General features: G+C 66.5%; 11 protein-coding genes. 9 read left to right on the top strand and 2 right to left on the bottom strand.

Going from position 1 to position 11596, the window contains the following annotated elements:
* Positions 1 to 148: 148 nt before the first annotated feature.
* On the top strand, positions 149 to 1234 hold the full coding sequence (locus QUE68_RS01355) for a hypothetical protein (RefSeq protein ID WP_284224161.1): 1086 nt from the start codon (positions 149 to 151) through the stop codon (positions 1232 to 1234).
* Here QUE68_RS01355 and QUE68_RS01350 read toward each other — a convergent pair.
* On the bottom strand, positions 1231 to 1803 hold the full coding sequence (locus QUE68_RS01350; protein ID WP_284232219.1) for a TIGR03086 family metal-binding protein: 573 nt from the start codon (positions 1801 to 1803) through the stop codon (positions 1231 to 1233). The two genes, QUE68_RS01355 and QUE68_RS01350, sit on opposite strands and share 4 nt — an antisense overlap.
* 70 nt (positions 1804 to 1873) lie before the next feature.
* On the opposite strand from QUE68_RS01350, the gene QUE68_RS01345 reads away from it, so the two are divergent.
* On the top strand, positions 1874 to 2728 hold the full coding sequence (locus QUE68_RS01345) for a TIGR03560 family F420-dependent LLM class oxidoreductase (RefSeq protein ID WP_284232217.1): 855 nt from the start codon (positions 1874 to 1876) through the stop codon (positions 2726 to 2728).
* 10 nt (positions 2729 to 2738) lie between these two features.
* Here QUE68_RS01345 and QUE68_RS01340 read toward each other — a convergent pair whose 3' ends face one another.
* Entirely contained in the window at positions 2739 to 3527 is a 789-nt protein-coding gene (locus tag QUE68_RS01340) for a DeoR/GlpR family DNA-binding transcription regulator (protein WP_284224159.1), read from the bottom strand.
* 136 nt (positions 3528 to 3663) lie between these two features.
* Between QUE68_RS01340 and QUE68_RS01335 the strand changes: the two genes are divergently transcribed.
* The 7 genes from QUE68_RS01335 to QUE68_RS01305 are packed head-to-tail and all read left to right on the top strand — an operon-like array spanning position 3664 to position 11591.
* Positions 3664 to 4557: a class II fructose-bisphosphate aldolase gene (locus tag QUE68_RS01335; protein WP_284232216.1), complete on the top strand. Its 894-nt coding sequence runs from the start codon at positions 3664 to 3666 to the stop codon at positions 4555 to 4557.
* The gene (locus QUE68_RS01330; protein ID WP_284232215.1) at positions 4554 to 5903 is read left to right on the top strand and encodes a D-tagatose-bisphosphate aldolase, class II, non-catalytic subunit; all 1350 of its coding nucleotides are present in this window, start codon (positions 4554 to 4556) and stop codon (positions 5901 to 5903) included. The genes QUE68_RS01335 and QUE68_RS01330 overlap by 4 nt, the downstream gene beginning before the upstream one ends.
* Positions 5896 to 7026, top strand: a complete 1131-nt coding sequence (locus QUE68_RS01325; RefSeq protein ID WP_284232214.1) for an SIS domain-containing protein — start codon at positions 5896 to 5898, stop codon at positions 7024 to 7026. Before QUE68_RS01330 ends, QUE68_RS01325 begins: the two co-directional genes overlap by 8 nt.
* Entirely contained in the window at positions 7023 to 8030 is a 1008-nt protein-coding gene (locus tag QUE68_RS01320; RefSeq protein ID WP_284232213.1) for an N-acetylglucosamine kinase, read from the top strand. Before QUE68_RS01325 ends, QUE68_RS01320 begins: the two co-directional genes overlap by 4 nt.
* A complete protein-coding gene (locus tag QUE68_RS01315; protein WP_284232211.1) occupies positions 8027 to 8980 on the top strand; it encodes a DMT family transporter in 954 nt (317 codons plus the stop codon). The genes QUE68_RS01320 and QUE68_RS01315 overlap by 4 nt, the downstream gene beginning before the upstream one ends.
* Positions 8977 to 10287, top strand: a complete 1311-nt coding sequence (gene melA / locus QUE68_RS01310; protein ID WP_284232210.1) for an alpha-galactosidase — start codon at positions 8977 to 8979, stop codon at positions 10285 to 10287. The genes QUE68_RS01315 and melA overlap by 4 nt, the downstream gene beginning before the upstream one ends.
* Positions 10288 to 10310: 23 nt before the next feature.
* Positions 10311 to 11591 (top strand): ABC transporter substrate-binding protein, encoded by a 1281-nt coding sequence (locus QUE68_RS01305; RefSeq protein WP_284232208.1) that lies wholly within the window; start codon positions 10311 to 10313, stop codon positions 11589 to 11591.
* Positions 11592 to 11596: the final 5 nt, after the last annotated feature.

The following is an 11596-nucleotide window of genomic DNA, read 5'->3' as shown; positions in this document are numbered from 1 at the left end:
CACGTCCCCCATGCAGACACGGCCAGTACCCGGGTGGACTCTCCGATTGAGCGAGATTGGCTTACCCGACGGCAGCAGGATCACTACGGCTGATGACCCTTACTGGTCTCACGCCTTCGTTGGCGCACTCGAGGACAGGGGTTACTTCATGGGCGCCAGCCCCAACGCCCTCGGATGGCAATGGTCGTTGATTGGTGTCGATACGGTGGCGGGGCAACGGAGCTTCGACCCGGTGCCTCTCGATGCGGGGCCGACCGCACCATATTGCTTCTTGAACGGCCCGACAGCGCTCCTATGTCTTCGTGGCAATGTCCGCGACGGTGTGGCGCAAAGCAGCACCGCATGGATCATCGACGCTGTGACCGGCACCGTGACATACACGGGGCTTAGCGACCTTCAAGTCTCGCCCGGGAAACTGGGTGTTCGACAAGTCGGCCTCTACGCCCTCGCCGGAACACTGGGCCAAGGCATCTATGGAATCGGGGCGAAGGCTGAGACAACGTGGTTCGTTCCAGGTAAGGGCTCGCTGCAACCCGGATTCTCCGAGACCGGCCTTGCGCCGCAGACACTCGCTACCCAGGAGGCCGGAGGAGACCGAACGGAAGTCTTCTCCGTCGTCGACGGCACCGTCATCACACCGGACGTAACCCCTGGCCGTCGTACGTTTTCAGCAGCGACCTATCCGGGAGGATTCGCGGTAGAAGTAAGTGCAGACGAACGTAGTTCGACCCCGGATGGAGTGGAGTTCTTCGACGAAACGGGTCGAAGGCTTGGCGCAGTGGAGGGTTCGGGATTCTTGTCGCCCGGGCCTGCAGACGTGCCAATCGTCGAATCCTCGCCGCAGTCAACAGTATTTAGCGATCGGGGGGAGTTACTCGCCGAAATTTCACGCTTTGGACCGGGAGACGTAGCCATTCTCGTCGGCGCTCGACTCTTGACGTCCGTGGCCGGAAGTGTTACGGAGCAGTACGATCTCACCACTGGTCAGAGAGGCAAGGACTGCAAGGTCTACCTCGGCGGATACCTCGCCACAGACGGCAAGGCTGCCCTCTTCGAATCCGGCAATCCCAACGTCGGGCTAGTCACCAAGGCGATCGATCTCGCCACCTGCGACGTGCTGTGGTCCATCGAATCGCCCATTGGCTCGTTTCGGGACGTCTGGCGCATCAACACCACGCTCGTCCAATTATCCGATGACGGAACCGAATTGATGTCACTCGTCGCGCCGAGCTAAGCGCGCCAGCCCGGGTCACGTCCGCTCAGCGCCAGTGCACGCTCGAATGTCGTTGCACCGGAACTGATTTCGACGGGTGCCTTGAAGAGCCCCTCGACCGGACCGTCGGCCGCGAACCCGGCGAGATGCGCGAGTACTGCCTCGGCCACGTCGTCGTCGAACTCGTGATTCTGCCCGGTCGCGACCGCGACGTCCCACCCGTGCACGACGACCTCGGTGAGCCCGACCATTCCGCAGACCTCGCCGGGCAGATCCACGCCGCCGACCCGGGTCATCCCGTCCCACGCGCCGGGGTCGCGCCACGCCTCGGCGAGGCCGGCCAGATTCGCCGGGTAGGACTCCCGCCAGCCGCCCTCCAGGTGGTAGCCGCCGTCGCCGGGTGGGCCGTCGGTGAGCTCGCCAAATTCCTTTCGGGCGGCCGCGGCGAAGGCCACACCGAGCCCACCCACGTGAGCCATCAGCTCGCGCAGTGCGAGTTTCGAGCACGGGGTGGATCGGTCGAGTTGGTCATCGGTCACGGCGGCCAGCACGTTCGCGGTCCTGGCACATGCAGAGGTCATGTCGATCATGCCCATACCGACCCGCGTCGATGGAAGAACTCATCGACGACCCCCAGCGGACGGGTCTAGGCTGAATAGAGTGCGATTCGCCTTCAAGACCTCCCCGCAGAACACCACCTGGTCGGAGATGCTGCCCATCTGGCAGACCGCTGACGACATCGACGTCTACGAGTCCGGCTGGACATTCGACCACTTCTATCCGATCTTCTCCGACTCCTCGGGCCCATGCCTGGAGGGGTGGATCACGCTGACCGCGCTGGCGCAGGCCACCAAGCGTCTGCGCGTCGGCGTGCTCGTCACCGGCATCCACTACCGCCATCCCGCCGTCCTGGCCAACATGGCATCAGCCCTCGACGTCGTCTCGAACGGCCGCCTCGAACTCGGCATCGGCGCCGGCTGGAACGAGGAGGAGTCCGGGGCCTACGGCATCGAGCTGGGCACCATCAGGGAGCGTTTCGACCGCTTCGAGGAGGCCTGCGAAGTGTTGACCAGCCTGCTCACCAAGGAGTCGACGACCTTCGACGGCAAGTACTACCAGCTCAAGGACGCCCGCAACGAACCAAAGGGCCCGCAGCAGCCGCACCCGCCGATCTGCATCGGCGGCAGCGGCGAGAAGCGGACGCTGCCCCTCACCGCCAAGTACGCCGATCATTGGAACTTCGTCGGCGGCACGCCTGCGGAGTTCGCGCAGAAGCGCGACGTGCTGGCGGCCCGCTGCAAGGACATCGGCCGCGATCCCAAGGAGATCACCCTCTCGGCCCACGTCCGACTCGGCGAGGACCGCGACTACCGCAAGCTCGTCGAAGACTGCGTCGCGCTCGGCGCGGAGGGACTGGACCTGGCGATCATCTACCTGCCGCCGCCGTACGACCCCGCCGTGCTGGAACCGCTGGCCGAGGCCATTCGCGATTCGGGGTTGCAGGGCACGCCCTGAACCACGGCGTTCACGCGTCGTCGTCGACCGTGACCACGTGGACGTGGACACCGGCAGCCGCGATGCGTTCCAGCTGTTGAGGATTGGCGGTCGAGTCGGTCACCAAATGGTGAATTTCACTGAGTGGCACCATCTTTGCGAGGGTGACCTTCCCGATCTTCGAACCGTCGACGGCGACGACGACGCGTTGGGCATTCGCCGCCATGGCGATGGCGGTGCGGGCCTCCGCCTCGTCGAACGTGGTGGCGCCGATCTCGGCGGACATCCCGTCGGCTCCCAGCACCGCAGTGCCGACGGTGATCACCTGGAATGCGTGCTCCGACATGGGGCCGACGGCCTCGAGGGTGTTGGCCCGCACCAACCCGCCCGTCGCGATCACCTTCATGTGCGCATCCACCGCGCAGTCGGCGGCGATCGTCAGCGAGTTCGTCACGATCGTCATGTTGGGCCGTCCCTTGAGTGATCGGGCGACCTCGCCGGTCGTGACGCCGCCGGTCAGCGCGACGGCTTGCGGACCCGCCGGCACCAACGCGGCTGCATGGTGGGCGATCCGGCGCTTGATGGCGACCATCCGATGATCGCGCAGGCGCACCGGGATCTCGCTGCCGCTCGGATCGAGGGCGCGGGCACCGCCGTGGGTCCGGACCAGCAGCCCCTGCTCCTCGAGTTCATTCAGATCGCGGCGCAGCGTGGCGACCGAGACGCCGAGCTCGGTGCAGAGCACCTGGGACGCGACTTCGCCACGGTCGCGCAGTAGCGACAGCACCGCACGCAACCGGTCATTGCGCTTGATCGACATTGCTGACACTCCCTGGAACGGCGATTGCCCGATCAGTTTTACTGATCGTTTTGCCCGTTTGTGTTGCGCGCTTTGAGTGAGCTTCTCATGCTCGAAGAATGTTCCCCACGTCACACCCACATCCACGGGTGACCTCGTGAGCAGTGCCGCGACCGCCGACCTGATCGCCGCGGCCGTCGCCGAGAGCACCGCGGTGCTCGCCTTCAACGTCGTGACCATCGAGCACGCCGAGGGCATCGCCGAGGGAGCGGAACGTGCCGGCATCCCCGCCATTCTGCAGGTCAGCGAGAACACGGTCCGCTTCCATGGCGGCCGAATCGCGCCGCTGGTGTCCGCCTGCGCGCAGATCGCCGCACGGTCCTCGGTTCCACTGGCGATCCATCTCGACCATTTCCAGGACGGCGCGCTCATCACCGAAGCCATCGATTCCGCAGCCCGACTCGGCGTCAGCTCGATCATGGTCGACGCGGCACACCTGCCCTACGGCGACAACGTGGATCGGACTCGCGCGTTCGTCGAGCACGGGCACCGCGCCGGGCTGTGGGTGGAGGCCGAGCTCGGCGAAATCGGCGGCAAGGACGGGCAGACCCTGGGGGCGCATGCCGCCGGCGTCCGGACCGATCCCGACGAGGCGGCCGCCTACGCCGGCGCGACGGAGGTCGACGGCCTGGCCGTTGCGGTGGGCAGCACACATGCAATGACCACTCGCGACGCCGAACTCGACGTCGAGTTGATCGGGCGCCTCGCAGCAGCCGTCAGGACACCTCTCGTGCTGCACGGTTCTTCGGGCGTATCCGACGACCAACTCCGCGGTGCCGTCGGCGCCGGCATCCGGAAGATCAACGTCGGGACCGCACTCAACGTGGCCTACACCGCCGCACTGCGCGCCGCGCTCGCCGTCGATTCCACCGCCAACGATCCGCGCAAGCCCCTGGCCGCCGCGCGAGACGCCATTGCGGACACCGTCGCCGACCTGTGTCGCACCGTCGCGCTGCCGGTCGTCGCCGCTGGAGAACGGGAATCCCGATGACTCGAACCACGCACACGCTTCCGCGCGTCGACTGGCTGGCCGACACGATCGCCCGCCACGAAGCCGGTGAGCCGACCGGCATCTACTCGGTGTGCTCGGCACATCCGACCGTGCTCGAGGCCGCCATCGTTCAGGCGGCGACCGACGGTGACTACGTCCTCATCGAGGCCACATCGAATCAGGTCGATCAGTTCGGCGGTTACACCGGGCTGCGCCCGCCGGAGTTCCGCGATCTGGTGCACCGCATCGCCGACGACCGCGGGTTCGGCCGCGACCGCATCGTCCTCGGCGGTGACCACCTCGGACCCAACCGCTGGCAGCATGAATCGTCCTCTGCGGCAATGCAGAAGGCCGAGGTCCTCGTCGCCGCCTACGTCGAGGCGGGGTACGCCAAGATCCATCTGGACTGCAGCATGTCGTGTGCCGACGATCCCACCGTCCTCCCCGACGAGGTCGTCGCCAGTAGGTCCGCCCGGCTGATGCGCGTCGCGGAGAACACCGCGCACGAAATCGGCTCCGACGGACCGGTATACGTCATCGGGACCGAGGTGCCCGTCCCCGGCGGCGCCCACGAGACCCTCGAGCACCTCGTACCGACACCGGCCGACCGGGCGCGCCGGACCATCGCCGCGCACCGGGCCGCCTTCGACGAACTCGGGCTCGCGTACGCCTGGCCCCGCGTCATCGCGCTGGTGGTCCAACCCGGCGTCGAGTTCGATCACCTCAACGTGATCGACTACGACCGCGCAGCCACCGACGAATTACGCCACGTGCTCGACGCCGAGGACGGCCTCGTCTTCGAAGCGCACTCCACCGATTATCAACGGCCCCAACATCTTCGGGAGCTCGTCGAGGATCACTGGGCGATCCTCAAGGTGGGCCCGGCCTTGACGTTCGCGATGCGGGAAGCGCTCTTCGCCCTGGCCATGATCGAGTCGGAGCTCGTCGCACGCACCTCGCGGTCGAACCTGATCGAGGTCGTCGAACGCAGGATGCTGGCCGAACCCGGATACTGGCAGGACTACTACCACGGTGACCCGCGGGCACAGCGGACCGCTCGCCGGTACAGCTACAGCGATCGCCTGCGCTACTACTGGGCCGACGACGAGGTCGACGCCGCCAGGCGAACCCTGCTGGACAACCTCGACCGCACCGGTATCCCGCTGCCCCTGATCAGCCAGTTCCTGCCCCAACAGTACGACCGGATCCGGGCCGGCCTGGTAGCGCCCGTCGCCCAGGACCTGGTCATGGACCGCATCCGCGACGTCCTGCGGCCATACGCCCGGGCATGTCAGACCACCGACCGCGAACGACCCGACTCGACTACTGGAGCAGCCGATGACTAGCGCACGAGTTCCCGCCCAAGAAGAGGGCGGCGCAACGATTCTCGAAATCGGACAGCAGCCCGACGCCTGGCGCGAGGTCGCCGGGCGCACAGACCGGCAGGCCGCCGACTTCCTCGGCGCGCTCGTCGCCCGGCCAGATCTTCGGATCGTCCTGACCGGTGCGGGTAGCTCGGCGTTCGCCGGCGACATTGCCGCACCGGCCCTGCGCCGCCACCTCGACCGACGCGTCGATGCCGTCGCGACCACCGACATCGTCGCCAACCCCCTCGACTACCTCGAGCGCCACACCCCCACGCTCCTAGTCTCATTCGGGCGGTCCGGCAACAGCCCCGAGAGCCTCGCGACCACCGCACTGGCCGACGAACTGATAGACGAAGTCTGGCATCTCGTCCTCACCTGCGACCGCGACGGGAAGCTGGGGCGCGCTCACGCCGACCGCGAGAACTCGTTGGTCGTCTACATGCCGGAGCGCACCAACGACGTCGGCTTCGCGATGACGTCGAGCCTGACGTCGATGTTGTTGTCCTGCCTGCTCCTACTGGGACCTGCCGAGCCCCGCGACGGGGACGCCCTCGCCGCCGCCGCCCAGCACGTGGTGGACCTCCAACGGGACATCCGGGCGCTGGCCCGACGGAAGAAGCAACGGTTCGTCTATCTCGGCAGCGGTTCCCTGCAGGGGCTGGCCCAGGAGTCGGCCCTCAAACTGCTCGAGTTGACCGCCGGTGAAGTGGTGACGTACTTCGACTCCCCCCTGGGGTTCCGCCACGGCCCCAAGTCGGTCCTCGACGCGGACACGCTGGTGATCGTCTACCTCTCCAACGATCCCCACACCCGCCTCTACGACCTCGACATCGTCGCGGAGCTCCGCACCCAACTCGGTGAGGACGCTGTAACCGTCCTCAGCACCGAACCCATTCCGGCCCACCTCGGTCCCGCCGTCGTCCTCCCCGGACTCGAGGGGCTCGACGACGCCATGGTCGCGCTGTCCTACCTGGTGTTCGCCCAGTACCTGGCGCTGTTCACCTCGTTGGAATACCGCAAGACACCCGACAACCCGTTCCCGTCGGGCGAAGTCAGCAGGGTCGTCAAGGGCGTCACCATTCATCCGATGGAGCCACGATGACCGCTTCCGCGAAGACATACCTGGGCGTCGACGGAGGCGGGTCGAAGACCGCGTTCGCCCTCATCGACTCCGCCGGTCACGTCCTGGCTCGTGCCAAGGCGCCACCGTCGTACTACTTCAACTCCAACTTCGACGTGGTGGAAGCTGCTCTGGCGCAGGGCATCGCGGAGGTCTGCGGACAGGCGGACATCGACCCGTCGGAGATCACGGCGGCCTTCTTCGGCCTTCCTGGATACGGCGAGGCCAGCGGTGACGTGGCGAAGCTCGACGCCGTTCCGAGTCGGGTCCTCGGCCACGACCGGTACAGCTGCGACAACGACATGGTCTGCGGCTGGGCGGGTTCGCTCGCTGGCGAGGACGGTATCAACGTCATCAGCGGTACCGGCTCCATGACCTATGGCGAGCGCCAGGGCAAGGGACACCGCGCCGGCGGTTGGGGTGAGCTGTTCGGCGACGAGGGATCGGCGTATTGGATTGCCACGCAGGGTCTCAACGCCTTCAGTCGGATGAGCGATGGCCGGCTGGACCGCGGCCCGCTCTACACCCTGCTGAAGGAACGGTTGCAGCTCACCGGCGACCTCGACGTGGTCAGCCTGGTGATCGACACGTGGAGCGGCAATCGCACCTCGGTCGCCGCGCTCGCTACGACGGTCTGCCAAGCCGCCCGCAAGGGGGACGGCGTCGCCTCTGACATTCTCCGCTCTGCCGCAGCCGAACTCGTCACGCTGGTCGATACCACCCGATCGCTGATCGGCTTCACCGAGGCCGAGGTCGTGCCGGTGTCCTACTCGGGCGGGATGTTCTCCGACGACGCCTTCCGGGAACTCTTCGTCACCGCACTGAACGGGCTGCCGGCCAAGTACGACCTGCAACGCCCGTTGCTCGATCCCGCCGTGGGCGCCGCGCTGTACGCCGCCAAGCATCGGGGCGAGCCGCTCAGCCACGCATCCGTTAGTCGGCTTGCCGCCGACACCGAGACTTTCAAAGAGGTGAGGACACCATGACCGATACCCAAGCCACTGGGCATACCCGCAGTTGGATCTTCTACGCGACGCTGCTCATCCTGTTCTGGGGTGTGTGGGGTGCCTTCTCGGCACTCCCCGCGACGAAGTACGGCTACCCCGACGAGATGATCTACTGCATCTGGGCGCTGACGATGATCATTCCTGCGGTGTTCGTACTTCGCGGCCAACGCTGGGACCGACGCCCGGCCGCAACGATCTACGGCCTGCTGATCGGGCTCACGGGAGCCGGTGGCCAACTCCTCCTCTTCCAGGCGCTGACGATGGGTCCGGCCTACCTCATCTTCCCGATCATCTCGATCTCTCCCGTGATCACCGTGGTGATGGCGATGGTGCTGCTGCGCGAACGACTTGCACCGCTGGCAGTCGTCGGCCTCGTCTTGGCGCTGGCAGCCATCGTGTTGTTCACCATCACCGGTGGTGAATCCGAGGGCTCGTCGGGTCCGTGGCTGCTGCTGGCGATCCTGATCTGCGTGGCCTGGGGCGTGCAGGCGTACTTCATGCGCAAGACCGCGACCATCGGCGTCAACGAGGCGACGACATTCGGATGGATGACGATCAGTGGGCTGCTACTCATTCCCGTTGCGTTGATCTCCCTGGGTGGTATCCCCACCGACTTCCCCTGGCAGGCACCGGCATTGACCGCAGGCACCCAGGTGCTCAACGCGATCGGTGCACTCTTCCTCTTGATGGCCCTCGCTAGGGGTAAGGCCTCCATCGTGGCCCCGACGACGAACGCACTCGCGCCTGCGCTCACCGTCATCATCTCGCTGATCGCCTACCAGACCCTGCCCACTCCCTACGGGGCGGCGGGCATCGTGCTGGCCCTGGTCGGCTCGACTCTCATGGTGTACAGCGACGAGAAGCGGGGCGAGGCACTGACCGAAGCGGTGCTCGACCCGACCCCCGCCGAAACCAAGAGCCGCACGTGAAGCCAACGATCGTCATCATCGGCGCGGGCAGCGTCGAGTTCACCCGCGAGCTGCTCGGGGACATCTTCTCGTTTCCCGAACTGACCTCGGTTCGCGTGGTGCTCCATGACATCAATCCCGAACGCCTCGAGACGGCCGAGGCGATCGCACGGGCCACCGCGAGCGCGGCGGGGGCCCAACCCGAGGTGGTCGTGCACGCCGACCGCCGGCGCGCGCTCGCCGGCGCCGACTACGTCATCAACGTCATCCAGGTCGGCATGCACGCGGCGACGTTGCGCGACTTCGAGATTCCCGAGAAGTACGACCTGCATCAGACCATCGGCGACACGATCGGCATCGGCGGCATCTTCCGCGGCCTGCGGACGTTCCCCGTCCTCGCCGGAATCGCCGCGGACATGCAGGAGGTGTGTCCCGACGCGTGGCTGCTCAACTACACCAACCCGATGGCCATGAACGTCACCTACCTGCGGCACGTCGCACCGAAGCTGAAGGTCCTCGGGCTGTGTCACTCGGTGCACTGGACCATGGTGGGGTTGTGCGAGCTCATCGACGTCCCGTTCGACGAGGTGTCCTACTGGTCGGCCGGGGTCAATCACCAGGCCTGGGTACTGCGCTGGGAGCGGGGCGGTCAGAACCTGTATCCGCTTCTGGATCAACGCATCTCCGCCGATCCGGAACTCCGCCGACGGGTCAGGGTGGACATGTACCGCAGGCTCGGCTACTACCCGACCGAGACCAGCGAGCACTCGAGCGAGTACGTTCCGTGGTATCTGCGCCACCCCGGTGAGGTCGAGCGGTTGCGGCTCGACGTCGGCGCCTACGTCCGGATCAGCGAGGCCAACCTCGCCGAGTACGCAAGGGTCCGTTCCGAACTCGCCGGGACCGAGACCCTGGGCATCGACACCGAGTCCACGGAGTACGCCCCGCAGGTGATCCACTCGTTCGAGACGGGGACGCCACGCGTCATCTCCGCCAACGTCGTCAACGACGGCCTGATCACCAACCTGCCCGACGGGGTGGCCGTCGAAGTGCCCACCCTGCTCGACGCCCTCGGCGCCCACCCCACGAAGGTGGGCGACCTTCCGCCGCAGTGTGCTGCGTTGAACCGGGGCTTCCTCAACCCGGTCGAGCTCGCGGTCCGCGCCGCCGTCGACGGCGATCCCCGCCTGGTGCGCGCGGCGGCCATGGTCGACCCGAATACCGCCGCCACCCTGACCGTCGATCAGATCTGGGATCTGTGCGACGACCTGACGATCGCGCACGGCGATCTCCTGCCCGAAGCGCTCCGAACCACGCTCGTGCCATGAGAACCGAACAAGGAGTGTCCGCAATGATCCGATCACGGCTCTGTATTGCATTGGCCGCCATCCTCGCCTTCGTCATGACGGGGTGCGGCGGCGGAGACTCCGCACCATCCGGCCCGACCGAGATCGCGGTGTGGCACGGCTACCAGGACACCGAGGGTGAGGTCTTCAAGGGCCTGATCGACCAGTACAACAAGGACCACCCCGACGTGAAGGTCAGCGAGCTGTACTCCAGCAACGACCTGGTGCTGCAGAAGGTCCTGACCGCCGTGCGAGGCGGCAGCGCACCCGACGTCGCCTACATGTTCGGCTCGTGGTCACCCAACATCGCCCAGATACCGCAGGTCGTCGACATGGCCGACGAGGTGTCGCAGCCCGATTGGAAGTGGGACGACTTCTATCCCGCCGAACGCGAGGCCGCCACGGTGGGCGACAAGGTCGTCGGCGTGCCCGCCCTGGTGGACAATCTGGCGATCGTCTACAACGAGAAGCTGTTCGCCGATGCGGGAGTCGCACCCCCGACGCCGAACTGGACGTGGGACGACTTCCGGGCGGCGGCCGCGAAGCTGACCGATCCGTCGAAGGGCCAGTACGGCTGGCTGATTCCCGCCGACGGCAGCGAGGACACCGTCTGGCACTACCTTCCGATGCTTTGGGAGGCCGGCGGCGACATTCTCACCCCGGACGACGAACACGCCGCGTTCAACTCACCGGCCGGTGTCAAGGCCCTGACGGTCCTGCAGCAGATGGCGGTGACCGACAAGTCGCTGTATCTCGACACGACCAACGAGAACGGACCCAAGCTGATGAACAGCGGCAAGGTCGCCATGCTCATCACCGGACCGTGGGATCTTAGCCAGCTTCCCGACATCTCCTACGGCGTGCAGGTGATGCCCACCTTCGCCGGATCCGACGGCGGCCATCAGACGATCGCAGGCCCGGACAACTGGGTGGTCTTCGACAACGGCGACGAGAAGAAGCGTGCCGCCGTCGACTTCGTCAAGTGGCTGTCGGCGCCCGAGCAGGTCAAGGCATTCTCGTTGGGGACCGGGGATCTACCCATCCGCACCTCGGTGGGCCAGGATCAGTCCGTGCTCACCAAACTGAACGAGAACGTGCCGGGCACGGCGACCTTCGTCGAGAACCTGTCCAACGTGGAGAAGGTCAGGCCCACCGTCGAGAAGTACCCCGACGTGTCCGAGGCGCTGGGGCAGGCCATCGTGTCGGTCATGCTCGGCAAGGATCAGCCCGCGGACGCACTGAACGCCGCCGCCCAGGCCGCTGACGCCGCACTGGCCGAGAAGTAACCCGC

Source organism: Mycolicibacterium sp. TUM20985, from assembly GCF_030295745.1.
In the GTDB taxonomy this organism is placed as follows: domain Bacteria; phylum Actinomycetota; class Actinomycetes; order Mycobacteriales; family Mycobacteriaceae; genus Mycobacterium.
The sequence above is the reverse complement of the archived record's forward strand: the minus strand, read 5'-3'. Positions and strand labels throughout refer to the sequence as shown.

Coding starts and splice junctions, on each gene's coding strand:
- QUE68_RS01330 (WP_284232215.1), top strand. CDS start 4,554: ATGACTCGAACCACGCACACGCTTCCGCGCGTCGACTGGCTGGCCGAC.
- QUE68_RS01340 (WP_284224159.1), bottom strand. CDS start 3,527: ATGTCGATCAAGCGCAATGACCGGTTGCGTGCGGTGCTGTCGCTACTG.
- QUE68_RS01355 (WP_284224161.1), top strand. CDS start 149: ATGGGCGCCAGCCCCAACGCCCTCGGATGGCAATGGTCGTTGATTGGT.
- QUE68_RS01325 (WP_284232214.1), top strand. CDS start 5,896: ATGACTAGCGCACGAGTTCCCGCCCAAGAAGAGGGCGGCGCAACGATT.
- QUE68_RS01320 (WP_284232213.1), top strand. CDS start 7,023: ATGACCGCTTCCGCGAAGACATACCTGGGCGTCGACGGAGGCGGGTCG.
- QUE68_RS01350 (WP_284232219.1), bottom strand. CDS start 1,803: ATGATCGACATGACCTCTGCATGTGCCAGGACCGCGAACGTGCTGGCC.
- QUE68_RS01305 (WP_284232208.1), top strand. CDS start 10,311: ATGATCCGATCACGGCTCTGTATTGCATTGGCCGCCATCCTCGCCTTC.
- QUE68_RS01315 (WP_284232211.1), top strand. CDS start 8,027: ATGACCGATACCCAAGCCACTGGGCATACCCGCAGTTGGATCTTCTAC.